Here is a 26,332-nt window from a genome sequence, read left to right as displayed (position 1 = left end):
TTTTTAACACCACTGTTCCTACTTCAAATAATAGCTAATTAGAACAGCTCTGCCATTTCATCACTCTAATAGATTAAATGAAGCCTCATTTGATTAGTTGTTCATGCCCCCAGCAAGGTAACTAAAAAAGGCTGGGAGAAAAGTCCCACACCTCTCAATTTTTCCAATTAGATTTTACAAGACGCAGTAGTTTTGAGAAACTCTGTTGACTTTAGTCAACTTAGAGTTCCCATGCACAATTGATTAGGCACTTTTTGACGCTTGCTTTGCAAGCTAAATTCCAACATCAAACAATCCTCAATTGTTTGATCAATCAATCACTGCTGAGTAGACTCTAATTCATTGATAAATCAACTTTTATAGTCCTACTCAACTATGCGGAGGCGGGAGTAAAACAGTTCAGTGAACTGTTTTAGGTCAGCAACAAGAAATTAAGACTTGCTGAGAAATCGAATGTCTACGAAATTACCGATTTTTAGCCCACTCTCTTTCATCATCAATCATTCTTATAATTCTGCGATTTGGTACAGTTCTAATTCAGCTTGTGTTTCTGTACCGAACATGTTGATCATAAGCTTAACCTTGTTGTTGTCAATCTCAACAACACGGCCTTCTTGTCCCATAAAGGCACCATCAACGATTTGAACCACATCGCCCTCTTTGATGTTAGTATCAAAGACATCAACTGTTTGTCCCATAGAGATAAGAATAGCGCGAATTTCTTCTTCCAAAAGTGGGGTTGGTTTCGAGCGATTACCGTGTGACCCAACGAAACCAGTAACGTTTGGTGTGTTACGCACAACAAACCAAGCTTCATCTGTCATAACCATTTCTACCAAAACGTAACCTGGAAAGCGGTTTTCTTCTACTTCTTTAACCTTACCATTTTTCTCAACATTAACTGTCTGCGTTGGAATCTCCACGCGCAAGATATTATCTAGCATATTGTAGGTTTGCGCACGTTGCAAAAGATTTTCCTTAACCTTGTTTTCATAACCAGAGTAAGTTTGAAGGACAAACCAGCCCTTATCAAATGAATCCATAATTACCTCCATTTTTGCATTATAAAAAAGCCCTGCGGCCTCTTTTGCATTTCTTCCCCTTTATTATATGTAAAAGAAGCGGTGCTGTCAAACAAAACACGGATTTGTAGCAAAAAAGCCCAGAAGAAGTCTTCCAGGCTTGCAAAGTCTAAACTCCTACTTAAAGAAAATCAAGGCTGCATCGGTTTGATCTTCAAAGAGTATTAAAAGCGACTGATGAGGTCTGACAGTCCTAATGACAATAGTTTATCAAATATATAAATAACAATAGCGAAGAATACTGTGTATTCAAGCACTGAGATAAAATCTTTCCAGCGTTGTTTGCGGTCAGGCCATGCCGTCTCTTTCAGTACTGTGAAAGTTCCTTTGATGAATTTCACGACTTTCCTCCTTTTGATAACTTTTCTTGGTTTGATTAAACTACACCTACTTGCTCACTAACGTGTTTCTTTGTGCAGAGTATATTTTTTACAGTATTTACAATATTTGTTTACTTCTAAGCGAGTCGGTTTGGGATTACTGCTTACCCCGATAGAGTAATTTCTGCTACCACATTCCGTACAAGCTAGACTTGATTTTTTCTGTGCCATAACGCCTCCGTAACCTTTATTCTAACATGATTTTGACTCTGACGCAAGCTATTTGAAATAGTCTAGCACGCTGTCCCATAATTCTTGAGCTTTTTCTTTCAAACCTGATTTCTCAACAGCATCATTGATATTTTTGCTGGCATCCTCAGCTGACTGTCTCAAATCATCAATGATATTTTTAGAATCGCTGACTGTTCCTGTTGAATTACTAGAATTATAAACTGAGTCGATACCATTTTGAGAATAGGCATTTTCAACCTTAAAGCTGCTGCCCTTGGTATAAGGCAAAATGTAGGAAGCCTGAGTGCTAAAAATGTAGGAAGCCGTTCCTGCGCTGGAATCTGTCAAGTAATGATTCTCATCGGTCTTATTGTAGCCGACCCACTGGCTGATAACAACATCTGGTGTATAGCCAATAACCCACTGGTCACTGGCTAAGTCAGGATTGAAATCCGTTTCCGTTGTCCCTGTCTTACCAGCTAAGGTGTAGCCATAAACATTGGCATTGACAGCTGTTCCGTTTGTGAAAGTCCCCAGCATCATACTGGTCATCTTATCCGCAACAGACTTACTGATGATGCGACGTGACTGATCCGTGTATCGCTTGATAACCTTACCGTTGGCATTTTCAATGCGGGTAATCAGGTGAGCCGTGTGCATGATACCACCGTTAGCAAAGGTTGAATAGGCCTGAGCCATCTCCAATGGATTGGTCGTTACGCTGCCACCCAAAGCCACACCTAATTCCTTATTAACCGCATCCATGTTCAGACCAAATTTCTTTCCATAAGAGAAAGCCTTGCTGATACCCAGCTGGTTCAGGGTGTAAACAGCTGGAATATTGTAAGAATTAGCCAAGGCTTGGTACATAGGAATATCTTCTGTCTCAATACCACCGTAGTTACTTGGTTGATATCCATTGAAATCCCTTGATGTATTTGGTAGTTTGGTGTCAATTGACCAACCCGAGGCCACTGCTGGTGAATAGACAATCAAAGGCTTGATGGTTGAACCGGGACTGCGGGAGGATTGGGTAGCATAGTTGAAGCTGCGGAAGGTTGCATTTTCTGTACTCTGAACACGACCAACTAACCCGCGAACACCACCTGTTGAAGGATCAAGAGCCACACTGGCTGCCTGTGCGCTAGTGCCATCCGCATCTGATACAGGGAAGAGGTCAGTCATATTAAAAGTGGTCTGCATACCCGTCTGGTAGTTTTGATCTAGCTCCGTGTAAATCTTGTAACCATTGTTGACAATATCCTTCTCAGACAAGCCATAGGTTTTGATAGCTTCATTAACTACAGCATCAAAGTAAGATGGATACTTGTAGTCATCTGACTTACCAACATAGGTATCATTCAGACGATTGCCCATCCCAACTGAAGCCGCTTCATCTGCCTGAGACTGACTGATCTTTTTAGCATCCACCATGACACTTAAAACCGTGTCACGACGGTTGGTCGCATTCTCAATGGAATAATAAGGATTGTAGACCTCTGGACCCTTGAGCATACCTGCCAAGGTTGCGGCCTCATCTAAGGTCAAATTAGCCGCGCTGGTCCCAAAATATTTCTGACTGGCATCTTCAACCCCCCAAACTCCATTTCCAAAGTAGGAATTATTGAGGTACATGGTCAGAATTTCCTTTTTGCTGTACTTTTTGGTTAATTCTAAGGCCAGGAAAAATTCACGCGCCTTACGCTTAATGGTCTGCTCCTGTGACAGGTAGGCATTTTTAGCCAATTGTTGAGTAATAGTTGACCCACCACCAAATTTTCCTAGGGTTACCGCAGCTAATAAGAAACGACTGACGTTGACTCCATTGTTTTTGTAGAAAGACCTGTCCTCTGTTGCAATGACGGCATTTTCCATGTTATCCGAAATAGCATCCAGCTCTACATAAGTGCCCTTTTGACCAGATAGACTCCCTGCGTACTCGCCTTTCTTATCATAGATGACCGTCGTTGCCTTGAGGGCATTTTGCAGGTCGGACACCTTAGCTGTCTTGGCTAGATAGAAAAGGTAGGAAGAAACCAACAAGACCAGCGAAGCCAGCCCAATCAAGAAGATTTTTCCAATATGATAGCGGCGCCAAAAGCGTCTGATAGGATTTTTGGGTGAAGGAATGAAACGTTCAAATTTTTTCAGCCAAGCTGGACGTTTGTCCTCCCTTTGCCGATGCTGCCTACTACGCTGATAGCGACTTTCTGACTCCGTCACCTCCTCAGCTACGGCTTCCATATCAGTTTCTTTAATTTTCTCTGTTTTTTCTTCTTCCCCATCACTAAAGTGGGATAAAAGTTTTGTCTTCAATAATTCAAATAGATTATTCATAGGCTTATTATATCAATTTTCCATCATTTACACACTTTAAAAAACGTATGATGGGCTCTCCCTAGCTAATCCTAGAAGAAAACACCAGCCTTAGGAATGACTGGTGTTAGGAGATTTATGAAAATATTTAGGATTGTCTTTATTATAGCAACTCGCTCCCGATAATACATCAGTCTCAAGACTGATTTTGTCTGTCTGCTAAAAAGGCAAACATGCTATAATAAGAGCATGACATTTTCAGTAATTCTAAACAACAAATACGGCTCACGCACCGTTAAGCAACTTTTAGAGGAAGACCTGCTCATTCCTCGCAAGATTCGGCATTTTCTACGTACTAAAAAGCATGTTTTGGTCAATGGCAGAGCGGTCAACTGGCAAAGTCTGGTTAAGGAAGACGACCGCATTCAGCTGACTTTCGATGAGGAAGATTATCCTCCTAAGGACATTCCTTTTGGTCAGGCAAACCTCGTTGAACCTCTCTACCAAGACCAGCACATCATCATTGTCAATAAGCCTGAGGGCATGAAGACCCATGGTAATGAGCCAAATGAGCTTGCCCTGCTCAATCATGTGTCTGCCTATGTCGGTCAGACTTGCTATGTTGTTCATCGCCTTGATATGGAAACTAGCGGAGCTGTACTTTTTGCCAAAAATCCTTTTATCCTGCCCATTCTCAACCGCCTCCTTGAGGAGAAGAAAATCTGGCGCGAATATTGGGCCATAGTTGACGGTAGGTTGACAGCTAAACATGTGATTTTTCGTGATAAGATTGGACGCGACAGGCACGATAGGCGTAAACGAGTGGTTGACAAACGACACGGACAAAGCGCTACCACTATTGTTGACAGTCTCAAGCTTTTTCCTCAGGCTAGTCTAGTCAAGTGCCGCTTGGAAACGGGGCGTACCCATCAAATCCGTGTGCACCTCTCCTACCACGGACATGCTATCATCGGCGATCCCCTTTACAGCAAGTGTCCCGCAGCACGCCTCATGCTACATGCCCACTGTCTTAGCTTGACCCATCCCTTGACACGGCAAAAAATCACCGTCGAAGCCAAATCGCAGAGCTTTGAACAGGTCCTAAATCTTGCTAAAAAAGAAAATAAAAAAGAAAAAACGAACTCAAAATGATATAAAGAAATGGGCGTTTCCCTTGAAGTCGCTCATTTTTGCCCTATTTTATCCAATAACTAAATAAAAGAAGATAAAAACTCGCGTTCTAGCCATTGACGGAGGTCAAGAAACATGAAAAAGTTATCCCTAGCATAGGAAAAATCTAATTCATCAGAAAATACCGATTCTACCATAGAAGTCAACCAACTCATCAGAATACTACCCTTACCGTAGGAGTAATCCAAACTCACCAAAAATATCGCTCCCAACCTGAGAGTAGACTTGTTCACCATAAAAGCCCTTCTCCCAAGCTGGGAGGAGGGTTAGAATGCCTCTTATTGGCTAATTGTATTGATTTTACCTAGATCAGGTGATAGTCTTTGAGCAGTTCTTCAATATAGGTGCCTTGAACTTTTTTGAGAGCTTCTTTGAGGGCTGTTTTTTCAATCCACGGCACGTTCAATTCTACCAAGGTCTTCTTATCGTTGAGATAATAGAGGGCATTAAGCATCATTCGAACATCGTAGACAGAAGCGAAGACTTCGGGAACGGCTCGGTCGACATTGAGCAGGGTGTAAACAGCTTCCATAGCCGTTCGAACAGAGTATTCTGTGGTAAAGACGGTATCGCGTTCTGTTTCAGCGTAATTACCAATGAAGGCCAAGTTTTTACTGTGTTCTGGCACGACTAAGGGACGGTCTCCCAAGCGACGAGGCATGAAGTAAGTCGTGATATAAGGCATGTGACAAGGAACGGTTGACGCAGCTTCTGCCATAGACAGGATATCTGTTTCAGGGACACCCATGTGGTAGAGCCACTCTTCACAAAGTTCAATACCCGTACATTCGTCAGGTCGCTTATCAATGTAATTCCCTTTACGATCACTGTAAAGGGCATAGAGCCAAACCACTAATTCATTAGGCTTTTGCGCCTTGAAATGAGGTTGACGGCTAATAGAATAGCCCAGCAACCAATTAGAATCCTTGATACTCGTTGGTCCACTAGTTACGATAGAGCCACTGTAGGGATCCTTATGGTTAATCGCTTCGATGTATTTAGCAATACGCTTGTCAGTAAAAGTAATGGTAGCTGATATAGTCCAGTTGGCATCTGGAATGTTCTTGCAGAATTTATCAGGATGTCCAAAATCACTATCTTGCGCAGCCAAATTTTCCCAAAGTTTCCAACTAGCACCCAAATCATGACTAGTAGCAGCCGGATGAGTATTGTCGCCGTAGGTAGAGCTTTCTGTGATAGAGCCGTTAGTGACAAATACCAAATCATCTGGGCTCAACTCAAGCGACTTATCTTGACCATCCACTGTCATTTCAATTTTGGTAGCAACCTTATCGCTGCCCATACGGTTGACTAGGATATTATTAACAACAGTATTGTAAGAAAAATCAACCCCTTTACCTTCTAGAAATTTTACCATAGGCATGATCAAGGATTCATATTGGTTGTATTGGGTGAAACGTAGCGATGACAAGTTTTTCAAGGTCCCAACATGTTGGATAAAGCGCATGAGGTAACGGCGCATTTCCATAGCGCTAGCCCAAGGTTCAAAGGCAAACATGGTGCTCCAGTAAAGCCAGAAGTTAGAAGCAAAAAAATCTTGGCCGAAGACTTGATCAATCTGCACATCTTGCAATTTATCCTCTGGTGTCAGGACTAAATCAATGATTTCCTTGACTGCCTGTTCAGACAGGGTCAGTTGACCATCATCTGGAATAGCCTTGCCTCGGTCATGAATAGCGCGCGTCTTGGCATAACTAGGGTCTTTTTTATTTAACCAATAATATTCATCCAAGACACTATTGTCAGGGTTTTCCAAGGATGGGATAGAGCGGAAAAGATCCCAAAGCACTTCAAAGTGGGGTTCCATTTCTCGACCACCACGAATAATATATCCCAAGCGATCATTGTGGATACCGTCCATGCTACCACCTGGCAGGGACATCTCTTCTAAAATATGAATCCTGTCACCTGACATTTGAGCATCACGTACAAGAAAGACGGCTGTCGATAAGGCAGCAAGACCACTACCGATAATATAAGCTGATTTACCATCAACTCCAGCAGGTTTTTGAGGACGAGCAAAGGCTTCATAATTACCATTTGAATAATACATAAACTGTCAACTCCTTAACTTTATCGTTAAGTCTATTTAACACCTTTTGAAGGTGCAAAAAAATAGACAATGTGTGCTGATTGTCTATTTTTTTGACAGCTACGACGCATTGTCTAGGAAAGATTATCCAAAAGTTGATAAATCTGGTGGGCCAATAAACGGGGATCTTGACGCTGCCCACCACCAATCCAATCTAAGATAAAACCAACCAGACCATACTTGTAAAAATGTGCCCTGAATTCAATGCTAGCCTCATCCAACCTCAAACTCTGATTATTCTCCTCAAGGACGGGTCTTATCAATAAATAAGCCCGCTCATACAGGAAATGCTCCAAATAATTACGATTGACAGAGTAGTAAGTATTGTAAACAAATGCCTCGTTGTCCTGAATATACTGAAAGATAGCCAACAATCCCTCTTCCCAGGACGTATTGGTCCGATTATCTCCAATCATCTGTTCACCATCTGTAATATAGATCCACTCTAGCAAGTCATAGAGATCTTTAAAGTGGTAATAGAAGGTCTGACGATTGACACCCAGATGCTGAACCAGCTCAGTCACCGTTACCTTATCAAAAGACTTTCCCTGCATAATCTCTTTTAGCGCTTCTGCAAAAGCTTGTTCCGTTAAATGACTCATTCTACCTCCCTCTTCAACAATTTTTTATACTAAGCTATTCTACCATATTTAACGGATAAGAGCTGGAGGGGAACAGGATGAATACGGAGCCCAACCTATTTCTTACTAAGAACATCACCTAGCAGTGGCTTGCTGTAATCATAGTCTGCATTGATGGCAGCCTGCCAGACAACAGAGGTTACCTTGTCACCATCCAGCTTAACACCGAAGGCGTATTTGACACCTGAACCACCGATGCCGCCGTTAGGCACGAAAGTACTAGTATCTGTGCCATCTTGGTATTGGAAGAGGTATAGGCCTGCCTCTTTTTCCTCTACTTGCCTTACTTTGGCAGTGCTAGTCGTGTCTGTCTGCTTACTATCCTTGTAATCAACCTTCTTAGTGACGGTACCATCCTTATCAAAGGTCATGCTGATAGTTCTATCCTGATTTTCAAGCGTCCATGTGCCTAGCAAAGCATCTGGGAAGACGGATTCAGCCTTAACTTGATTCTCCTCGCTAGTGACGGTGATATTTTTCTCACCCGCCTTGGCAATGAGGTAGTCTTCGCCTGACTTTTTAAGCGTTACCTTGCCTGTCAGCTGCTGAACGACATGACCTTGCGTATTTTTACTGCTATCCGTGGCCTTGTCATAGTAGAAATCATAGCTGGCAGAGAAATTCAGGAGATAAGATTCCTTGCCAACTTGGCTCATACTATCAATGACAATATTTGGAATGGTAAAGCTGCTGGCCTTACGTTGGTCTGTCTGAAACTTGGCCTTGATACTTTCTTTCAAGCCCTTGTAAAAATCATTATTAGCACCATCCTCGAAGACTGTAGCCAAATCTGCTGGATTCTGATTGCTGCTAACATAATTGACCAATTTGTCAAAAGATGCTACCAAAACCTGCCCAGCTTTGCCTGCATCTAAGAGGTTGTCCGCATCTAAGGCAACTGTACTGCCATTACTAATCTTGGACAAGGACTCTTTCTTGGATACTAAGTCTCCATCTGCGAAGGTTTTTTTAACATAAACCTGCGCTGAGTTGGTCAGCGGATAATTGTCCACCTCATACTGACCATCTGTCAAAGAAGCCATTTTAGTATCATCAAAATAAAGTTCACCATCGGTCAGATTACTAGTCACCGTAAAATGTTTAAAAGTCACTGACAGGTCTAACGTTCCATTCTTGCCATCATAGGTCTTGCTCAGTTCGATATCCCGATTATTATAATGACCATCCACCGATGCCGTATAGTTTGCTCGAGGCAGACGCTGTACCGTCAGACTATAATGGTCCGAATCACTGGTGCTCACCTTTTTCTTATTCAAAAGAATATCCAGACCTTCAATATTAGTCTTGATGGTCAAGCTGAGCGGCTTCATCGCGATACGATAGTCTGGAAAAACCAAGAACTTCCGACCCACTCGTGTCACATAGAGATCATCTCCCGGCTCAGCGGTTTCCAAGGTCTCTGTCAATTGCTGAGCGTCAGCCTGATTGAGCCCTGAAAAGCGAGCGTATTTCGCTTGATCATTGGTTACTCTCTCCTTATTGTCTGACCAGACTAAGTATTCCTTGATATTTTCAAAAGAAGAACCTGACCGACTGTAAGCTGCCACATAACGCTTAATGACACTAGCCTTAGAATAATGAAAACCACCCCAAATGCCAAACACAAGCAAGAGAGCCATAAAAGAGCCCAAACTTATTCTCAGTTTTTTCCCTTTAAAAAATATTCTTAGCTTTTTCATCTCTTAAAAATTCCTTTCATGAAACGTTTTCATCTCATTATAACAAAATTCCAAGCAAAGCCACATTGCAAACCAATGACAAAGATGTCAAAAAAGTATCCCATGACTACCCCGTTTAAAACTCTCCAAAATAATCGCGGATATCTCCCTCTACTCCTGCAACTACAAGAATTAGAAGTCTTGCTTAGCACCGCCTTTGGTAGACAGTTCCTTTTAAAGAAAACTAGTACAGCTGTTTTGGATGATAACCATTCTCAGACGGAGGAGCCACATCTGCTCTGAAAGGCGCTGAATGTTAAGTAAAATTCTTGTGTCTGCTTTAGATAATAACATTTCTCAAGACAACACCAGCCATCTGTTTTGGTAGATGGCCAGTTATTGACTTTTCGATAAGTGGTTGTAAACCTAAACGAAAATTTAGAGGAGAAAAGAAAAATCGCTTTAGATCACACGCAACCGTTGATCTAAAACGATTCTCTACCTGATGACATTGACCTTCATCTTGTTGTTTTCTTTAGTTCCTATGAATTAGAAGCCACCCATCATTGACGGATCCATGGCTGGGGCTGCTGGAGCTGCTGGTTCTGGTTTGTTAGCAACAACTGCTTCGGTTGTCAAGATAAGGCTAGCAACTGAAGCTGCATTTTGAAGAGCAGAGCGTGTTACCTTAACTGGATCGATGATGCCAGCTTGCACCATATCTACCCAGTCCCCGTTAGCAGCATTGAAACCTGTGCCAACTGGGCTGTTTTTCAAACGGTCAATCACAACTGAACCTTCGTAACCTGCATTGTAGGCGATTTGGCGAACAGGTTCTTCCAAAGCGCGAAGAACAATGTTACGACCAGTTGCATCGTCACCTTCTAAGTCTAATTCAGCGACCTTAGCGATGACATTGACAAGGGCCGTACCACCACCAGCAACGATACCTTCTTCAACAGCGGCGCGCGTTGCATTAAGGGCATCTTCAATGCGGAGTTTCATTTCCTTCAATTCTGTTTCAGTGGCTGCACCGACTTTGATAACTGCCACACCGCCAGCTAACTTAGCCAAACGTTCTTGAAGTTTTTCACGGTCAAAGTCTGATGTGGTTGTTTCCAATTGTGACTTGATGAGGTTGACACGGTTGGTAATAGCATCCGCTTGACCGGCACCTTCCACGATGACAGTTGAATCCTTGTCTACTGTTACTTTAGCAGCTTGACCGAGCGCAGCCATTGTCGCATCCTTAAGCTCAAGGCCAAGGTCTTCTGTGATGACTGTAGCTCCTGTCAAGATAGCAATGTCTTCCAACATAGCTTTGCGGCGGTCACCAAAACCTGGCGCCTTGACCGCTACAACATTGAAAGTACCGCGAATCTTGTTAAGAACAAGAGTTGGCAGAGCTTCGCCATCCACATCGTCAGCGATAATCAGGAGAGGACGGCTAGTTTTGAGGACTTCTTCCAGCAAAGGAAGGACGTCTTGGATGTTTGATATTTTCTTGTCTGTAATGAGGATAAATGGATTATCAAGGTCTGCTACCATTTTTTCATTGTCAGTGACCATGTATTGGGATAAATAACCACGGTCGAACTGCATTCCTTCGACCACGTCAAGCTCAGTTTCCATACCACGTGATTCTTCAATCGTGATGACACCGTCATTGCCAACTTTTTCCATGGCTTCTGAGATGTATTCACCGACTTTTTCAGAACGTGATGAGACAGCCGCAACCTGCGCAATAGCTTCTTTGCCAGAAACAGGTTGAGCAATAGCCTTAAGTTCTTCAACAGCTGTTGCTACAGCTGTTTCAATACCACGACGGATACCGATTGGATTAGCACCTGCTGTGACGTTTTTCAAACCTTCACGCACGATAGCCTGAGTCAAAACAGTTGCGGTTGTCGTACCATCACCAGCGATATCGTTGGTTTTTGAAGCTACTTCGGATACCAACTTAGCGCCCATATTTTCAAAATGATCTTCTAATTCAATTTCTTTTGCGATAGTAACACCGTCGTTGGTAATCAAAGGTGAACCAAATGATTTTTCCAAAACTACGTTACGACCCTTAGGACCCAAGGTTACTTTAACTGTATCTGCTAAAATATCAACACCACGCACCATTGCAGCACGTGCATCTGATGAAAATTTAATATCTTTTGCCATAATTTATGCCTCTTTTCAAATAATCATTATTCAATCACTAGCAGGATGAAAGAAACATTCTCATCTCTACAAGCTTTATCATATTTGACCAAGTCGCTGTTAGCGATTGGCCTAGTCAATCCGGTCTGAGCAGCTTAGACTAGCCTAAGATTGCTAAAATGTCAGCTTCACGCACGATAGTCACTTTATCATCACCATCTTTGACTTCAATACCAGCACCGCTTTCAACCAAAACCTTGTCATCAATCGATACGCTTGGTGCTACCAAGTCCCCTGTCAGGGTGCGGATTCCCTGACCGACAGCCAAAACTGTGGCTACCTTCGTTGCTTCGTGACTTGTCCCTGCAAGAACAAATCCACCTGCTGTTTTTTCTTCATTTTCTTGAAATTTTACGACCACTCGGTCACCTAATGGTTTTAATGACATAGCTTTTCCTCCATTTTAATGTTTTGAAAATAGCAGAACTTTTCAGGCGCTCCGCTTGACACCCTTTGAAAATCACATCATTGCAGATTGATGGCAATCTGTTTCGGATTTCACCAGAGTGTTAGCACTCTTATGTATAGAGTGCTAATTCCTACAAACACTATTCTAGCACTTGGTCAGAAATAGTCAAGAAAAAACTTTGATTTTTTCTATTAAAAAATCGCTAGTTTTCACTAACGATTTTAATCTTTTATCCAAAAACAAGGGCATCGTCATTAAGCACTTGACCGCTATTTTTATGGAAGAGATCCATCAGTTCAGCTACAGTCAGATTTTTCTTTTCATCACCCTTGACATCCACAACAATTTTACCATGGTAGAGCATAACCAAACGATTACCATATTCAATAGCATGTTCCATATTGTGGGTAATCATGAGCGTTGTCAATTCTTGTTCTTCAACAATTTTTCTGGTCAAATTCATGACCATATCGCTAGTTTTAGGGTCAAGCGCTGCTGTATGTTCATCCAGCAAAAGAACTTTGGGACGGACCAGCGTTGCCATAGCTAGGGTTAGCGCCTGACGTTGACCACCTGACAGAAAATTGGCATCAGTCTTCATGCGATTTTCCAATCCTAACCCTAAGTCAATCAAGGCTGCCTTAAAAATCTCGCGCTCAGCTTCTGTGACAGACTTTTTGAAAAAGCTACGCTTCTTACCGCGACGATAAGCGATAGCCATATTTTCCTCGATGGTCAAATTAGTTGCTGTTCCCATACGTGGGTCTTGGAAAACACGGCTGATATCTTTCGAACGCTCGTCAACAGACAGTTTCTTGATAGATTGACCCTCTAAGAAAATGTCCCCTTCGTCAATTGTTAGGACACCAGCAATGGAGTTCATGAGAGTTGACTTTCCAGCACCGTTCCCCCCGATAACGGAGATAAAATCACCTTGTTCAATTTCCAAATCAAGTCCTTGCAGCACACGGTTTTCATTGACTGTTCCTTTTTCAAAAGTTTTATGGATATTTGAAAGTGTTAATAAAGCCATTAGTCTTTACCTCCTGCTTCTGGTGTCAAACTTTTATTGGGTTTAATCTGCAATTTCTTACGCACTTCTGGCACATAGAGGATGATAGCTAGAAGAATAGCTGATGCTAACTTCAGCATTTGAGCATCTACATTCATGGCCAAAATGATAACCAAAACGAGGCGGTATAGCACAGCACCCACAACAATTGACCAGAGACGCTTGCCAAGCGGCAAATATTTAACAATAACTTCTGCCAAGATAATGGCAGCCAAACCGTTAACGATAGTACCTGTACCCATATTCATGTCAGCGTAGCCATTGTTCTGAGCCATTAAGGCACCAGAAAGAGCGATAAGACCATTTGAAATCATGTAACCCAAGATTTTCATACGGTCAACTTTGATACCGTTAGCTTCACCCATAGCAATATTATCACCCGTTGCACGAAGAGCAAGACCGACTTGGGTGTTTAAAAGAAGCACCAAAAAGCCGATAACCAAGGACACAAAGACAATACCAAGCAGGATAACACCCGTCAATTTAGACAGACCTAATCCCATAACCATGGTTACCAAAGTCTTTTGTCCTGATAGAGAAACATTGGAACTACCAAGAACCAAGAGATTGACTGAATATAGAGCAGTCAAGGTAATGATCCCTGTTAAAAGGGCTGGAATTTTCATCTTGGTATGTAGGAAACCTGAAACGGCACCAGCCAACGTCCCTGCTACAAAACCAACAAAGGTAGCTATAAGCGGATTAAAGCCATTGACAATCATAATAGTCGTTGAAGCAGCTCCCAGTGGAAACGCTCCTTCAGCTGTCATATCAGCAATGTCCAGGATACGGAAAGTGATGAAAACACCGATAGCCATGATAGCCCAGAGCATACCTTGTGAAATAGCTGACAAGATGACATTTAGGAAACCATTTGAAGACGATTTGCTACTTGATGAATTTGCAGTCTTGTCTATTTTCTTGCTTGATGTCTGACTGTCCTTTTCTTGACTAGAACTTGAGCTGGTGCTGCTAGTGGTTGAAGCTTCCTTTTTGATAGAAGAAATGTCAATTCCTAGCGTTTTAGCCATATCTTCGTTGACAACTACATCCAGAGTCTTAGGATATTCAGCAGAAATATTGCCAACCTCTTCCCCCTTAATAAGACGAACCGCTAACTTAGCAGTCTGACGGCCAAGGGCTTCATAGTTGGCACCGTAAGTGAAGAGAACACCATCTTTGACAACATCAGCAGAGCCGCCAACAATTGGAATCTTTGTCTCTTTTGACAAGTCAGTCACCAAGCTAATAGCTGACACAATAGTATTATCAGTTGGAATAAAGAGCACTTCCGTTTGGCTCATCAAACTTTTAGCTGTATCTTGAACATCATTGGTAGATGAAATGCCTTTTGTAATGGTTTGGATACCAGCTTTTTTGAAAACTTTTTCAGCCTCTTCAACCTGAACCTCTGAGTTACGTTCGTTAGTGGTGTACATGATACCAACTTTTTTGACATTTGGCATCACTTTTTGCAACAATTCAACCTGCTTGTCAATTGGTGACATGTCGCTGGTTCCTGTTGCCATACCACCAACCTTGTCCATTGATTTGACTAATTTAGCAGAAACAGGATCAGTCACTGCTGTAAAGAGGATAGGTGTATCCGTGCTCAGATTTGTCAAAGCTTGTGCAGCAGGCGTCGCAATTCCCAGCACCATATCATTATCATCAATCAATGACTGTGAAATGGTTTGAAGGTTGGACTGGTCCCCTTGGGCATTTTCGTAGTCGATAGCAATATTTTTACCATCAACATAACCTTCCTTCTTCAACTCGCTGACAAATCCCTTACGTGCTGCCGTCAGAGATTCATGTTCCACATACTGGAGAATCCCGATGTGCACAGTCTTATTTTTAGAGCTGTTAACATTGGAACAGCCTGCCAAAACCATGACTGCGGCAACTAAGGTAAGTAAAGCTGTCAAAACTTTCTTCATGTTCATTACTCCTTTTGTTTTTTCCTATACTCAAAGAAAATCAAGCTAGGTAGAGCACCGTCATTTTAATTTTCAAAGAGTATTAATAGCTCTGCTATTATGCGATCATAACAAAGAAAAAACCAGCTAGGCAGGCCTAACTGGTTACTTTTTCCACCAAAAGATGTATTTTCGTAGCCAGTTAGATTTTTCTATCTAATCGGCTCATCCACAACAAAATGCTTTAGCTTCATAGATACAAACTTATTGACGTCTGCATCCACCAGGCTTACAAACGTCTATCTAAAGAAACTAAAGTAAAAGTATCGATTTAGTCGCGACGTTTGTTCAATCATTTGCTGCCTCCTTGTTTATGATTAGTTTTAGTTTACCTTTATTTCCCAGTGTTGTCAATACTTTTTAAAATTCAGAAGATTTTAAAAACTAAAAACTCTCTGTCTCATGGAGATTCTAAGAGACAAAGAGTTTTACATTACTAAGCTTTGGCAGAGTGTAGCTTGGTTTCAAAATCATCAATAACTTTATTGACATTTTGCTTTCCTTTGTAGATACCGTAGCCAAAGAGAAGCATGCCTAAAATGCCAAGGACAAGTAGAACAATGCCGAGGATAAAGAGAGCTAGCTGGCTTCCTTTGAAAAAGTAGGTGAGGACAACACCGCTACTGGCTATGATAAAGAAGAGGCTAAACCATCTCCCGAGATTTTCAATCATGTGTTTTTGATATTGAATTTCTGTTTCATATCCTTTAATCAGTTCTTGTTCTGTCATTTCTTCTCCTTTATGCGAGGCAAATCATGAAGACATGCTAGTTTTTGTTTTTCTTAGTAAGACAAACCTGGGTTGAAGAAGCCAACAAGTACACCAACAAGGGCAATAACTACCAAAAGGAGCATAACTTTGATTGGAGAAATGTTCTTCTTAGCCATCAACCACCAGCAAAAGACGATGAAGATCGCTGTCAAAAGGCCTGGATAAACGGCATCTAACTTATCTTGGAGGACTAAGTAAGGGTGTTTAGCACTGCCTAATTGGAAAGATGTTTTAACTGAAACCCATGTTGCAGCAACACCACCGACAACCATACCACCGACGATTGAAACGGCTTTACGAATAGCTTGTCCTTGAGCACCAACAAGGAATTCAACAGCCTTGTCCCCAAGTTCATAACCCTTGAAGTAGGCAAATTTCATACCGAAATAAGCCAAGAGGTTCCAAACGATGATGTAGAAGACAGCACCGATCGGTGAACCACCAGTTGATAAACCAAGAGCAATACCCAAAATAACTGGAATCAAAGTACCAACGACAAGAGAGTCTCCAATACCAGCGACAGGTCCCATCAAACCTGCACGAAGACCATTGATAGTTTCGTCATCGACTTCTTCTGATCCATTAGCACGTGCTTCTTCAAGACCTGCTGTGATACCAACAATCAGAGCACCAAGTTGGGGTTCAGTATTGAAGAAGGCTGTATAAGTTTGCATTGAGCGAGCTTGGTCTTCTTTATTGTCATACAATTCTTCCACGATTGGCAACATTGAAGTCAGGTAACCAAAAGTTTGCATGTGTTCTTGTGAGAAACATGTCAGGTTACCATAGTACCAATGATGGAAAGATTTCATTAGGGTTTTCTTTGTAATTTTCTTTTGAGCCATCTTAGATATCCTCCTCATCATCGTCATCAAAATCATCGTCTGCCGCAGCAGCGTTAGCTCTCACATTTTTGGCCATTTCAAGTTCGTAGAACAAGACTGCGAAAATCAATGAAATCACTGCACATGATACCAAGTTCAAACCAAGTGAAGCAGCCAAAGTGAATCCAACAAAGAATGGAATAAAGTCAGTTACTTTATCAACAATTTGTTTCAAAAGAATAGCAATCCCTACACATGGGAGCAAGGCACCAACTGTAAAGAGAGTTTTCATTGGAATACCATCCATTGGGAGGGCATCCTTCATAGCTGTAACGGCAGTTGCACCGAGTTTACACATAATCAACGTTGGAATGAATGAGAAAACGATGTGAGAAACCCATGGATAGAGCCAGTCAACTTTGTAAAGTTGTTTGAAGTTTCCTTTTTCAACAGCACGCCAACCGATATGTTGCCAAACCAAGTTCATTGTAGCAGTACCATAGAAAAGAACAGTACCAACAGTACCTACAAGAGTACCCATTGACTTAGCCAAGTTGGCAGCATCAGCTGAACCAGCTGAGAGACCTTGTGAGTGAATAGCAACCATTGCAAGTGGAATACCGATATAAGATACGGCACGCACATCGGCTGAAACTGTACCACCTGGTGTTACAAGGGCAATGTAGACCAATTGCATGGCAACCCCACAGATAATACCTGTTTTAATATCACCTAAGATAAGGCCACATACCAAACCACCGACTAAGGGACGACCCAGTGTGTAGTTACCGATTGAGGTACCACCAAGACCAGGCATGGAAGACAAACAAGCAAACAAGCCGAGCAATGCAGCTTGGAACCAAGAAATTGTCATAATAAATCTCCTTAATTATTTATTGACATTTTTTATTAACGTTTTTCGCTCTAAAATCAAATTAGTAAAGGGGCTAGCCAACCCGCCGTAGCGGCTGGCGTTAGATCTCTCAGCTACTTCCAGTAGCTAGAAACCTTTTCTCCATTAGTAACCAAATTTAGATTTGAAGTCCGACCAGTAACCAATTGAGACATCTGGCAGAAGTTGGAATTTCACTTTGTAGCCAGCTTTTTCGATGGCTTCAATAGCATCTGCTTCTTCCTGAGTAATGGATTGATTGTTCCCAAGTTTAACAGCTCCTGGACGGTCATTAGCTGGACCGACGATAATTTCCTTAACATCGCTTGGTACAAAACCTTGATCAACCAAGAGTTTCTTCATATCAATTGGATTTTTTGTGATAACGAAGTAACGGGTATCTGAATCCAAAACTTTTTGTGATTTTTGACCAAAAGCGTCAACTGACCAGACAAAAGTTTTCTTATCAGAAGCACCTTTGTAAGCCTGTGTCAAAACTTTGTTCTTAGCTGCTGCATCATTGACAGCAATAAGACCATCACAAGGGTACTCTTTTGCCCAACGAGTAACGGTTTGACCGTGAATCATACGGTCATCAATACGTACAAATGAAACTACCATTTTTAAACTCCTTTTTAAATGTCATCATCTTCGTCGTCATCGTCATCCGGTGCGACTTTGAATTCTTGCAGAGCAGCTTGTGCTTCTGGCAACACAGCAGCAACGAAATCATCGCCTTCCAAGGCATCTTTCATCACAACAGATGTCAGGGCCATTGGTAAGTTCATACCGCCTAAAATAACCGCTGTGTCCAATTTGCCGAGTTCTTCGAGAACACTACATGCCGTTGTTAGTGGGCTTCCGCCAACGATGTCTGCCAAAACAACAACGCTGTCATCTTCTTTCAATGGTGCCATCGCAGCCTTGAAATCAATCGCAAAATCATCAACCGATTTGCCATTTTGCAAGCCAACTGCAATGACTTGGTCCATCTTGTCGCCAGCAAACATGGCAAGAGAAGTTTTCAACCCTTCTGCAAAGCCGCCATGGCTGACCAATACCAAGTATTTCATCCTTTGTCCTCCTTTATTCACACTTATTGTAAAATATTTGGAAACGCTTTATAATTGCAAAATGTCACCTTGGTAGAAGGATAAATGTCATCTAAAATGTGACAAATGTCAACTTTGAACAAAAAAGACAAGCAATTGAAAGATAATTTCAGAAGCTTGTCTTTTGTAAAAGATGATGACAGAACAGTGGTAGTTTTGAAAATCTATCAAAACGAGAAGAACAAAGAAGGATTACAATTTGAGAAGATAAGTCCCCCTGAAATCAAAAGTCCAGATAACCATTATTCCCATTTTGAAATGATTCAAAGACCTAACAAATGAGCTCAATTATACAACTCAAGCTTATTGTATCAACTGAAAGGAAGAGAGAGGTGAATTATCCTATAAAAAGGAACAAACGTAAGGTTTGCACTTATTTTTTCAACGGTGACACATAATCATCTGGCAGCTTGCCCTTCCAGTCAATCCATTTTTGTTCTGCAATTGGAATCAGTTCTTCTAGTTCTTCTTGGGTGAATAGTTCCCAACTAGTCGGGTCCGCAATTAAAGCAATCGGGGATTTTTGAAGAAATTTTTTGTCGGCTGCTTTTTTTTGTTCTTCTGTCGGCGGCCAGGAATCATATCTCAACTTAAAATGGATATCTGCCATACTTTTTTCGTTGCGTTCCAATAACTCAAACAAGTCCTTTGGCAGTTCATAAACGACTCGTTGTTCTGCGATACCTCCTTCTTCTGCTACAAAATAGTATTTCCCGTGGTGACGCCAGATTTGCTGACTGTATCCTTTAACTTCTTCAAATTTTATGACATCTTCCCAGCTTAATTTAGTTTTTTCCATGTGTAGTCTCCTTCTTTTGTACTAATATCTTTCATAACTCCTTCCGGCATATCACCTGGATAGGTGCGCCCTCCAGGTCGCCACCAATCGTTGGCTCCGAATTCATTACCACTCGGTTTCGAGAAATATGCGGAAATGAAGTCACTTTTTCAAGGGAGAAACATAATCATCTGGCAGCTTGCCTTCACCTTTTATCCAGAGTTCTTCCGCAACTGGAATCAGTTCTTCAAGCTCTTCTTGAGTAAATAGTTCTCTATTTTTAGGGACATTAATCAAAGAAGACGGGTGTTTTGCTAAAAAATTTTTTTTATCCATTTTCCTTTCTTCCTCCGTCGGTGGCCAATAACCATTTTGCGCTTTAAAATCAATCTCTTCAGCTGTTCGCTTTCCGGATAGATAGTCACTAAAATCTGAATTATCAATTTCAAAAACTCGTCGAACTGAAGCAATACCAAATTCTTCAAACGTATAATATTTGCCATTATGTATTCGGAAATCATAAGGCATTGGAGACCCTACTTTATCGTAAGTATCAAATTCTTCCCAAGTAATATCTGTTAAGCTCATTTTAATGTCCTCCTAACTGTCTAAATGTATAGTTACCCCAAGGAATTTCATCTACAACCGCTTCTGGCATATCACCAGGATAAGTACGACCTCCTGGTTTCCAATAACCATCAAAGGCAGAATCTTCATTGCCACTCGGAATACGAACATTGTGCAAATTTTCAGCTGGAATATCAATAACCCCTGCGAGTCTGGGTATGTAAAAGTCGCTGTGCCACCAACATCACGGCTTGGAGTGTCCATCTGAACATCAGATTACTTTGTAGAGGAGATCCGTCCTCTCTTAGGATTAGTAGGCCAAACCATCTTTTACCCATTTTTGGTCTTTTAAATCCAAGGCAAAATGGAATCGGCTTCTTCCATAGGGATCATAATTTTCTCTGTCAATTGCCTCACAAGCAACTCTCACTTTTTCATCTTTTATTTCAGACACATAAAGCATAGTATATCCCTCAGGCGAATCTAATGAATTAATAAGATTCCCATCTAGATTGAAAACTTTCATAGCCGTAACAGAACTCTCATCTTCTGAAAGTCGATAAATAATAAATATCAACTCATAGTCAGGATAGAATCCAATCGTTTCAGTATAGGGAAGAGACAATCGGTGTTCACCATTGTGAAACCATGTAATTTCTCCAGTGTCTAAATGTTGCTTTGCTAAAAAAACTCCAGTTAGAGTATAGTAGTATACCCATTCCTCAATAAAACCTTCTCCGGTTTCAATTTCAATCTTATTTGTATACTTACTAAATCTAGCATGTAAAACCTTATCCAAGGTAATTTCTATCTTTTTTCCATTGTACTCCCATGATACATTAGTACTATTATATTCAACTTTCATATTTACCCTCACTCAATCAATATATCTTTTACCAACAATTTCTAGGTAATTCATTCTCTCCTCTTTAGGAACTAGTAATTCAATCTGATTTGGACCGCCTGGCAAGTATCGGTTGGCTTCTACATCTATTTGAGGGCCAATTGGTCCTACTTGAGCAGGCAATTCAACGCCATCTTTGACACGATACTGGACAACGCGGTCAATATCTGGTTTCCAGTTCGATTTAACTGCCAAATCATAATAAACATAATCTTTATCTGTAATAGTTCCAATATCTGTTCCAAAAGCTCCTGGCCACGTATCTTTTTGTATTCTTTTAGGCGACATTGCCATTTCAAATGTATCACCAGGTTTTAAGACAACCTTTTTTGGTGTATAACCCTTCGGCCATGGAGATGGACCTCTAACAAGTTCAATATAGTCGTCCACATTCTGAGTAGGATTGGCAGCAGAAAATTCTACATAGGTCTTTGGTGAAAAAATCTCTTCATCCATGATTCGCAATCGTGCTTCCGGCTCAACTCCTGCCTCTACAAAATCATTCCAATCTGCATATCACTTCGCATCCTCTGGTGACATAGAGTCTTCAAAAGAACCAAGTAAGTCATCCTGACTGCGATAATTCTTATTACCAGTGTGGTTGGCCACCATCATCTCGTCAAAGTCTATCTTCGCACTTATTAAAGAAGCGACGAGTGTTGAACTCCCCTTCACCCAACTATAGTGCTCTGCCATAAGTCGGGTGCCCTCATCAACCTTTTGACCTGTATAAGGGTTGCGTCCACTTGCTTTGATATAACTGGCGTAGTCCTGCATGGCTGTCGGGCTACGCCAGTTAACAAGTTGCTGTGCCAGGACTTCCTGGTAGCGGTCTAGCACATAGTCCGCCTGCTGGCGCTCCGTCTCCGTCATCTGCAGGCGTTCCAGAGCATCTGGACCGGGATAAAGCCGGGTCAGATAAGGATAGGCCTTCTCTAGCTGAGATAGAGTCAACTGGTTGACGGAGGCTTTGAAAACCGGACTGTCCTTGGGCAAATCCTGCTTCTGATAGGCCGGACTGTCCTTGATCTTCTTGTAGTACGCCAAGGCATAGCGCTCCTCTGCACTTGCTACAGGCTAGAAATAACCTGTACTGATATAGGTCTGGTAGCTGCTGATGACGTGGGCATACGCTTTCTTAAACTCCTGCGGGCTCATCCTATCAATTTTAACCTTAGCAGCAGCTGTCTTTTTTGCGACCAGCACTGATGGGGCAAGTTTAGCCTTGTCCTCTGGACGCAGATTGGCAAACATGGTCTCCAGTCGGTCTAACTCTGCCTTGCCAATATCTCCCCGGGTGATAAGGTACTCATAGAGGGAATAATCAGTTGCCCAGAGAATAGGCAAAAGAGAAGGCGTCATCTTTACCTTCTCTAAAAAATACTATCGAAGCTGCGGAAATTGTCTGTCCACATTTTCAAAAACTTGGTTGCAGTTTAATATGCTAAACCAACCTTATCCCACTGACCTGTTTGTAAATCTAATGTAAAATTAAAACGGTCACGGCCATACGGGTCAACATTTTCTTCAATGGTGGCATCACAGACAACCTTGGCATGCTTTTCTTCTATCTCAGTGACATACAGCATTGTGTAGCCTTCAGGAGAAGTGAACAAATGAAGAAGATTACCATTTAAATCAAAAACCTTCATAGCTGTGATAGCATTTCGCTCTTCAGCTGTTCTGTAGATAATCAAAAGTAAATTATGCTCTGGATAGAAACCAACTGTTTCTGTGTAAGGTAGAGCTAATTGATGTTCTCCGTTATGATACCAAGTAACTTCACCGGTTTCTAAATCATATTTCATCAAAGGTTCCCCACTCAAGGCATAATAATAATATGCATTAGCAATGAAGTTTTTACCGGTTTTTATAAAAATCATATCTTTGTCTTTGCGAAATCTTGACCATATAACATTATCTATCTTAATTTCTACAGATTTTTCGTTATACTCCCACTTTACTATGTTGTCTATAATTTTAATTTCCATTTCAATTCTTCCTCCTTTAGTCAATCGGCCTCTGACCAATCAATTCAAGATATTCCATCTTATTAATAGCTCTATCTAATAATAATTCAATCTGATTTGGCCCGCCGGGCAAGTATCTATCGGTTCCCAAGTCTATTTGAGGTCCAACTGGACCTACTTGAGCAGGTAATTCAACACCATCTTTGACACGATACTGATTGACCCTATCAATTTTATCTTTCCAATTCGATTTAACAGCTAAATTATCCCGTACATAATCTATATTTTGTATTGAATTCATATCTGTTCCAAAATTACCTGGTCTAAAATCGTCTTGATCAGGGTGCATCGCCATTTCAAATGTATCACCAGGTTTCAAGACAACCTTTTTTGGTGTATACTCTTTTGGCCACGGAGATTGACCTCTAACAAGTTCAATATAGTCGTCCACATTTTGAGTAGGATTGGCAGCAGAAAATTCCACATAAGTCTTTGGTGAAAAAATCCCCTCATCCATAATTCTAAGTCTAGCTTCTGGATCAATACCCGCCTCCGCATACTTATTCCATTGTGTATACTTCCGTGCATCTTCAAAGCTCATACCATTGAGTGTGCTGAGATATTTCTTCGTCGCACCTTCTATTTCTAAATACTTATTAAAGTTCGAGCTTTTTCTTGCAAGTTGGCTTTCTTCAATATTTTTCAGCACCTGCTCACGATAGTTAGGTGGCGGTGTTTGGTTAACATTATCCTCTACAAACAAACCTGAAAAGTCTGCCACAGCAGCGGAAATGCTGGCTAGCGTTTGTGAAACTCCTCTAAAGCTTTGATAGGCTTCCGCCATCGTCTGCGTGCCTTTGTCAACTGCTTTTCCTGTAAAGGGATTAATACCTGTCTCATTGATGCCCTTAACATAATCCCCCATGAAGTCTTGACTGCGGACACTAACAGTTTCTTTGGACTCTAGCTCATAATAACACTTGATAATATAGAGTTGCTTCGCCTTGGATCTTTTGTCAAAATTGAACAAGACCTGATGAGCATAATAAGGATTGTAGCTATTGACATAAGGTTTGTACTTATTTTTTCAACGGTGACACATAATCATCTGGCAGCTTGCCTTTCCAGTCAATCCATTTTTGTTCTGCAAGCGGGATAAGCTTTTCAAGTTCCTCTTGAGAAAATAACTCTCTACTCTTTGGATTAGCTATCAAAGGGGTCAGTCCTTTTTCCACGAATTTTTTTTCACTAGCTTTTTTTTGTTCTTCCGTTGGTGGCCAGCGATCATTTTCAGCCTTAAAATCAACTTCTCTAGCAGTTCGCTTACCGGATAAATATTCGTCAAAATCCGATTTCTCAATTTCAAAAATACGACGAACCGAGGCAATTCCAAATTCTCCAAAAGTATAGTACTTTCCATCATGTGTTCGAAAATCATAAGGAACGGGCGACTTGACTTTATCGTATGTTTCAAATTCTTCCCATGTGATATCTGTAATTCCCATATTAATTTCCTCCTAAATGTTTAATCGTAAAGTCTCCCCAAGACACTTTATCAACCACTGCTTCTGGCATATCACCGGGATAGGTTCGCCCTCCTGGTTTCCAATAGCCTTCAAATGCAGAATCTTCATTGCCATTTGGAATACGAACATGATGTAAATTTTCTGCTGAAATATCAATAGCAACTGGAGAATCACCTAAATCGCCGGGGTGAAGTCCCAATAAATCTTCAAGAATTCTTGGATCTCCCTTACTAACATCCAGTAAGGTTTCACCCGCCTCTTTTGGCATCACAAAAGCAACATGATCATCGGGATTTCCTATGGCACCGTTGTTAAAACCTTCTTTTTCAAGAGTAACCGACTCAAGAGTAGAGATGTCACTAGCTTCCCCAATTTTACTTTTGACTGATTTTAGGATGTAACACACTTAGCTCCCACTATTGTAAGCCAATATTTATTATCAATGTTGCATTTTTACTCTCTCAGCAAGAAATCTGAAAGAATCATTATGGCATCAGAAATTTTTGTATTTACTTGTTTACGTACTTCAAAATTATTATTCCAATAATGAATATCAGACAGTCCCCCATGTGGTGGGAAAAGAGACTGATAAATTGTTATTTTTTCCCTTTCGGATAAGGTAATATTATCCACTAAAATATTTCTAAGATTTTCTAAATACTCCAATTGAACTTTTACACCATCAATATGGTACTTATTAATTATGTCAACTAGTGAATCAATTGCCTTGATAATATTGTTAACGTTCATATTTAATTTTCCTTTATTGCGATATTGCCCATGAATCTAAAACTTCTACACCCTCTATATTCCACGGCGAATCGATAAAAATCTGTTGTTTATCAATACCTCCAAGATAAATTCCACCTTGACTTCCTACAGGACCTTCATAAATTGTAGTTCCCTTTGGTATCTTAAGTTTATAAACTTTATCAATAGGAGACTGTCCAGTGTAAGAACCATCTAGATTCATCCAAATATCCTTCACAGCCGTATCAATCCTAACTTGGGCTCTTGAATTCGGAACCTCAACAGTAAACCATTGCCCCATTGGATTATGTGAATTACCTGCTCTATGAAGTATAGTATCCTCTTGTAAAACACTAGTGTTATAGCGACCTCCATAAAAATTACGATTAGGAGTAGAGGGAAGAGCCGCCAAAGGACCGGGATTAGTCATTCCATTAAACTCATAATCATGTAAATCACCATATTTAGAAATATATGTCTTTGTTGTATCTTGATGATTAACCTTTGGCACATCAGAAGTATCAGAGCTTGTCACCTCATTCGCCTTAGCCGGTGCCTTCTCTGAAATCTCCAGCACTCGAACACGATCCTCAGGGCTGATGCCTGCTTCCGCATACTTATTCCATTGTTGATAATGTTGTCTATCTTCAAGGCTCATATCATTGAGTGTGCTGAGATATTTCTTCGTCGCACCTTCTATTTCTAAATACCTATTAAAGTTCGAGCTTTTTCTTGCAAGTTGGCTTTCTTCAATATTTTTCAGCACCTGCTCACGATAGTTAGGTGGTGGTGTTTGGTTAACATCATCCTCTACAAACAAACCTGAAAAGTCTGCTACAGCGGCAGAAATGCTGGCTAGCGTTTGTGAAACTCCTCTAAAGCTTTGATAAGCTTCCGTCATCGTCTGCGTGCCTTTGTCAACTGCTTTTCCTGTAAAGGGATTAATACCTGTCTCATTGATGCCCTTAACATAATCCCCCATGAAGTCTTGAC

At 41.1% G+C, this 26,332-nt stretch carries 29 protein-coding genes and 1 pseudogene; 1 reads left to right on the top strand and 29 read right to left on the bottom strand.

Translation table 11 applies throughout. The features are described 5' to 3' along the window. Positions 1–506: 506 nt before the first annotated feature. From nusG to pbp2a, 4 genes are all read right to left on the bottom strand, one after another. Entirely contained in the window at positions 507–1,043 is a 537-nt protein-coding gene (nusG, locus tag A3GS_RS0104325; RefSeq protein ID WP_018364189.1) for a transcription termination/antitermination protein NusG, read from the bottom strand. A 203-nt stretch (positions 1,044–1,246) separates the two neighbouring features. Next, positions 1,247–1,423 (bottom strand): preprotein translocase subunit SecE, encoded by a 177-nt coding sequence (secE, locus tag A3GS_RS0104320; RefSeq protein ID WP_018364188.1) that lies wholly within the window; start codon positions 1,421–1,423, stop codon positions 1,247–1,249. 57 nt (positions 1,424–1,480) lie between these two features. Then, positions 1,481–1,633 carry a 50S ribosomal protein L33 gene (rpmG, locus tag A3GS_RS12265; protein WP_083901870.1) on the bottom strand — a complete coding sequence of 51 codons (153 nt, stop codon included), beginning with the start codon at positions 1,631–1,633 and terminating at the stop codon, positions 1,481–1,483. Between the two features lie 48 nt (positions 1,634–1,681). After that, a complete protein-coding gene (gene pbp2a, locus A3GS_RS0104315; protein WP_018364187.1) occupies positions 1,682–3,970 on the bottom strand; it encodes a penicillin-binding protein PBP2A in 2,289 nt (762 codons plus the stop codon). A gap of 228 nt (positions 3,971–4,198) precedes the next feature. Between pbp2a and A3GS_RS0104310 the strand changes: the two genes are divergently transcribed. Continuing rightward, the gene (locus A3GS_RS0104310) at positions 4,199–5,101 is read left to right on the top strand and encodes an RluA family pseudouridine synthase (RefSeq protein WP_018364186.1); all 903 of its coding nucleotides are present in this window, start codon (positions 4,199–4,201) and stop codon (positions 5,099–5,101) included. Positions 5,102–5,444: 343 nt separating this feature from the next. Here A3GS_RS0104310 and A3GS_RS0104300 read toward each other — a convergent pair whose 3' ends face one another. From A3GS_RS0104300 to A3GS_RS12970, 25 genes and pseudogenes are all read right to left on the bottom strand, one after another. Continuing rightward, positions 5,445–7,214, bottom strand: a complete 1,770-nt coding sequence (locus A3GS_RS0104300; protein WP_018364184.1) for an oleate hydratase — start codon at positions 7,212–7,214, stop codon at positions 5,445–5,447. Between the two features lie 113 nt (positions 7,215–7,327). Continuing rightward, the gene (locus A3GS_RS0104295; protein ID WP_018364183.1) at positions 7,328–7,855 is read right to left on the bottom strand and encodes a TetR/AcrR family transcriptional regulator C-terminal domain-containing protein; all 528 of its coding nucleotides are present in this window, start codon (positions 7,853–7,855) and stop codon (positions 7,328–7,330) included. Between the two features lie 95 nt (positions 7,856–7,950). Continuing rightward, positions 7,951–9,594, bottom strand: a complete 1,644-nt coding sequence (locus A3GS_RS0104290) for a zinc ribbon domain-containing protein (RefSeq protein WP_026216270.1) — start codon at positions 9,592–9,594, stop codon at positions 7,951–7,953. Positions 9,595–10,122: 528 nt separating this feature from the next. Continuing rightward, positions 10,123–11,745, bottom strand: a complete 1,623-nt coding sequence (gene groL / locus A3GS_RS0104280; RefSeq protein ID WP_018364180.1) for a chaperonin GroEL — start codon at positions 11,743–11,745, stop codon at positions 10,123–10,125. A 139-nt stretch (positions 11,746–11,884) separates the two neighbouring features. Beyond that, positions 11,885–12,172 carry a co-chaperone GroES gene (gene groES, locus A3GS_RS0104275; RefSeq protein WP_018364179.1) on the bottom strand — a complete coding sequence of 96 codons (288 nt, stop codon included), beginning with the start codon at positions 12,170–12,172 and terminating at the stop codon, positions 11,885–11,887. A gap of 250 nt (positions 12,173–12,422) precedes the next feature. Next, positions 12,423–13,226: an ABC transporter ATP-binding protein gene (locus A3GS_RS0104270; RefSeq protein ID WP_018364178.1), complete on the bottom strand. Its 804-nt coding sequence runs from the start codon at positions 13,224–13,226 to the stop codon at positions 12,423–12,425. Next, positions 13,226–15,205 carry an ABC transporter substrate binding protein gene (locus A3GS_RS0104265; protein ID WP_018364177.1) on the bottom strand — a complete coding sequence of 660 codons (1,980 nt, stop codon included), beginning with the start codon at positions 15,203–15,205 and terminating at the stop codon, positions 13,226–13,228. The genes A3GS_RS0104270 and A3GS_RS0104265 overlap by 1 nt, the downstream gene beginning before the upstream one ends. A 475-nt stretch (positions 15,206–15,680) precedes the next feature. Continuing rightward, complete coding sequence (locus A3GS_RS0104260) at positions 15,681–15,974, bottom strand: hypothetical protein (RefSeq protein ID WP_018364176.1); 294 nt, start codon at positions 15,972–15,974, stop codon at positions 15,681–15,683. Between the two features lie 53 nt (positions 15,975–16,027). After that, a complete protein-coding gene (locus A3GS_RS0104255; RefSeq protein WP_018364175.1) occupies positions 16,028–16,861 on the bottom strand; it encodes a PTS system mannose/fructose/sorbose family transporter subunit IID in 834 nt (277 codons plus the stop codon). A gap of 1 nt (position 16,862) precedes the next feature. Beyond that, the gene (locus A3GS_RS0104250; protein WP_018364174.1) at positions 16,863–17,714 is read right to left on the bottom strand and encodes a PTS mannose/fructose/sorbose/N-acetylgalactosamine transporter subunit IIC; all 852 of its coding nucleotides are present in this window, start codon (positions 17,712–17,714) and stop codon (positions 16,863–16,865) included. A 144-nt stretch (positions 17,715–17,858) separates the two neighbouring features. After that, a complete protein-coding gene (locus tag A3GS_RS0104245) occupies positions 17,859–18,353 on the bottom strand; it encodes a PTS sugar transporter subunit IIB (RefSeq protein WP_018364173.1) in 495 nt (164 codons plus the stop codon). A 14-nt stretch (positions 18,354–18,367) separates the two neighbouring features. Then, the gene (locus A3GS_RS0104240) at positions 18,368–18,805 is read right to left on the bottom strand and encodes a PTS sugar transporter subunit IIA (protein ID WP_018364172.1); all 438 of its coding nucleotides are present in this window, start codon (positions 18,803–18,805) and stop codon (positions 18,368–18,370) included. Between the two features lie 412 nt (positions 18,806–19,217). Continuing rightward, positions 19,218–19,643 (bottom strand): hypothetical protein, encoded by a 426-nt coding sequence (locus tag A3GS_RS0104230; RefSeq protein WP_018364170.1) that lies wholly within the window; start codon positions 19,641–19,643, stop codon positions 19,218–19,220. 141 nt (positions 19,644–19,784) lie between these two features. Next, on the bottom strand, positions 19,785–20,210 hold the full coding sequence (locus A3GS_RS0104225) for a hypothetical protein (protein ID WP_018364169.1): 426 nt from the start codon (positions 20,208–20,210) through the stop codon (positions 19,785–19,787). Between the two features lies 1 nt (position 20,211). After that, positions 20,212–20,367, bottom strand: a complete 156-nt coding sequence (locus A3GS_RS12670; RefSeq protein ID WP_018364168.1) for a hypothetical protein — start codon at positions 20,365–20,367, stop codon at positions 20,212–20,214. Positions 20,368–20,499: 132 nt separating this feature from the next. Further along, positions 20,500–21,054 carry a hypothetical protein gene (locus A3GS_RS0104215; RefSeq protein WP_018364167.1) on the bottom strand — a complete coding sequence of 185 codons (555 nt, stop codon included), beginning with the start codon at positions 21,052–21,054 and terminating at the stop codon, positions 20,500–20,502. Positions 21,055–21,066: 12 nt separating this feature from the next. After that, positions 21,067–21,549, bottom strand: a complete 483-nt coding sequence (locus A3GS_RS0104210; RefSeq protein WP_018364166.1) for a hypothetical protein — start codon at positions 21,547–21,549, stop codon at positions 21,067–21,069. Positions 21,550–21,609: 60 nt separating this feature from the next. After that, complete coding sequence (locus A3GS_RS0104205) at positions 21,610–22,047, bottom strand: hypothetical protein (RefSeq protein WP_156808869.1); 438 nt, start codon at positions 22,045–22,047, stop codon at positions 21,610–21,612. Positions 22,048–22,170: 123 nt separating this feature from the next. Next, complete coding sequence (locus tag A3GS_RS0104200; RefSeq protein WP_018364164.1) at positions 22,171–22,455, bottom strand: hypothetical protein; 285 nt, start codon at positions 22,453–22,455, stop codon at positions 22,171–22,173. Positions 22,456–22,529: 74 nt separating this feature from the next. After that, positions 22,530–23,084 carry a hypothetical protein gene (locus tag A3GS_RS0104195; protein WP_018364163.1) on the bottom strand — a complete coding sequence of 185 codons (555 nt, stop codon included), beginning with the start codon at positions 23,082–23,084 and terminating at the stop codon, positions 22,530–22,532. A 16-nt stretch (positions 23,085–23,100) separates the two neighbouring features. Then, on the bottom strand, positions 23,101–23,988 hold the full coding sequence (locus tag A3GS_RS12020; protein ID WP_018364162.1) for a hypothetical protein: 888 nt from the start codon (positions 23,986–23,988) through the stop codon (positions 23,101–23,103). A 154-nt stretch (positions 23,989–24,142) separates the two neighbouring features. Further along, positions 24,143–24,568, bottom strand: a complete 426-nt coding sequence (locus A3GS_RS0104185) for a hypothetical protein (RefSeq protein WP_018364161.1) — start codon at positions 24,566–24,568, stop codon at positions 24,143–24,145. 1 nt (position 24,569) lies between these two features. Then, positions 24,570–24,995 (bottom strand): hypothetical protein, encoded by a 426-nt coding sequence (locus A3GS_RS0104180; RefSeq protein ID WP_018364160.1) that lies wholly within the window; start codon positions 24,993–24,995, stop codon positions 24,570–24,572. A gap of 47 nt (positions 24,996–25,042) precedes the next feature. Further along, positions 25,043–25,339, bottom strand: a complete 297-nt coding sequence (locus tag A3GS_RS0104175) for a hypothetical protein (RefSeq protein WP_018364159.1) — start codon at positions 25,337–25,339, stop codon at positions 25,043–25,045. 13 nt (positions 25,340–25,352) lie between these two features. Beyond that, positions 25,353–26,332: pseudogene (locus tag A3GS_RS12970) on the bottom strand (hypothetical protein); the annotation flags it as partial.

The sequence above is a fragment of the Streptococcus caballi DSM 19004 genome (genome assembly GCF_000379985.1).
Lineage (GTDB): Bacteria > Bacillota > Bacilli > Lactobacillales > Streptococcaceae > Streptococcus > Streptococcus caballi.
This window is presented reverse-complemented; position numbering and strand designations above follow the sequence as displayed.

Coding starts and splice junctions, on each gene's coding strand:
- rpmG (WP_083901870.1), bottom strand. CDS start 1,633: ATGGCACAGAAAAAATCAAGTCTAGCTTGTACGGAATGTGGTAGCAGA.
- A3GS_RS0104255 (WP_018364175.1), bottom strand. CDS start 16,861: ATGGCTCAAAAGAAAATTACAAAGAAAACCCTAATGAAATCTTTCCAT.
- A3GS_RS0104200 (WP_018364164.1), bottom strand. CDS start 22,455: ATGACGCCTTCTCTTTTGCCTATTCTCTGGGCAACTGATTATTCCCTC.
- A3GS_RS0104310 (WP_018364186.1), top strand. CDS start 4,199: ATGACATTTTCAGTAATTCTAAACAACAAATACGGCTCACGCACCGTT.
- A3GS_RS0104300 (WP_018364184.1), bottom strand. CDS start 7,214: ATGTATTATTCAAATGGTAATTATGAAGCCTTTGCTCGTCCTCAAAAA.
- pbp2a (WP_018364187.1), bottom strand. CDS start 3,970: ATGAATAATCTATTTGAATTATTGAAGACAAAACTTTTATCCCACTTT.
- A3GS_RS0104215 (WP_018364167.1), bottom strand. CDS start 21,054: ATGAAAGTTGAATATAATAGTACTAATGTATCATGGGAGTACAATGGA.
- A3GS_RS0104195 (WP_018364163.1), bottom strand. CDS start 23,084: ATGGAAATTAAAATTATAGACAACATAGTAAAGTGGGAGTATAACGAA.
- A3GS_RS0104290 (WP_026216270.1), bottom strand. CDS start 9,594: ATGAAAAAGCTAAGAATATTTTTTAAAGGGAAAAAACTGAGAATAAGT.
- A3GS_RS0104240 (WP_018364172.1), bottom strand. CDS start 18,805: ATGAAATACTTGGTATTGGTCAGCCATGGCGGCTTTGCAGAAGGGTTG.
- A3GS_RS0104230 (WP_018364170.1), bottom strand. CDS start 19,643: ATGGAAAAAACTAAATTAAGCTGGGAAGATGTCATAAAATTTGAAGAA.
- A3GS_RS0104265 (WP_018364177.1), bottom strand. CDS start 15,205: ATGAAGAAAGTTTTGACAGCTTTACTTACCTTAGTTGCCGCAGTCATG.
- A3GS_RS12020 (WP_018364162.1), bottom strand. CDS start 23,988: ATGGGGGATTATGTTAAGGGCATCAATGAGACAGGTATTAATCCCTTT.
- A3GS_RS0104295 (WP_018364183.1), bottom strand. CDS start 7,855: ATGAGTCATTTAACGGAACAAGCTTTTGCAGAAGCGCTAAAAGAGATT.
- A3GS_RS0104175 (WP_018364159.1), bottom strand. CDS start 25,339: ATGAACGTTAACAATATTATCAAGGCAATTGATTCACTAGTTGACATA.
- groL (WP_018364180.1), bottom strand. CDS start 11,745: ATGGCAAAAGATATTAAATTTTCATCAGATGCACGTGCTGCAATGGTG.
- groES (WP_018364179.1), bottom strand. CDS start 12,172: ATGTCATTAAAACCATTAGGTGACCGAGTGGTCGTAAAATTTCAAGAA.
- A3GS_RS0104210 (WP_018364166.1), bottom strand. CDS start 21,549: ATGGATGAAGAGATTTTTTCACCAAAGACCTATGTAGAATTTTCTGCT.
- A3GS_RS0104260 (WP_018364176.1), bottom strand. CDS start 15,974: ATGACAGAACAAGAACTGATTAAAGGATATGAAACAGAAATTCAATAT.
- A3GS_RS0104185 (WP_018364161.1), bottom strand. CDS start 24,568: ATGGGAATTACAGATATCACATGGGAAGAATTTGAAACATACGATAAA.
- A3GS_RS0104250 (WP_018364174.1), bottom strand. CDS start 17,714: ATGACAATTTCTTGGTTCCAAGCTGCATTGCTCGGCTTGTTTGCTTGT.
- A3GS_RS0104225 (WP_018364169.1), bottom strand. CDS start 20,210: ATGAGCTTAACAGATATTACTTGGGAAGAATTTGATACTTACGATAAA.
- A3GS_RS0104245 (WP_018364173.1), bottom strand. CDS start 18,353: ATGGTAGTTTCATTTGTACGTATTGATGACCGTATGATTCACGGTCAA.
- A3GS_RS0104270 (WP_018364178.1), bottom strand. CDS start 13,226: ATGGCTTTATTAACACTTTCAAATATCCATAAAACTTTTGAAAAAGGA.
- nusG (WP_018364189.1), bottom strand. CDS start 1,043: ATGGATTCATTTGATAAGGGCTGGTTTGTCCTTCAAACTTACTCTGGT.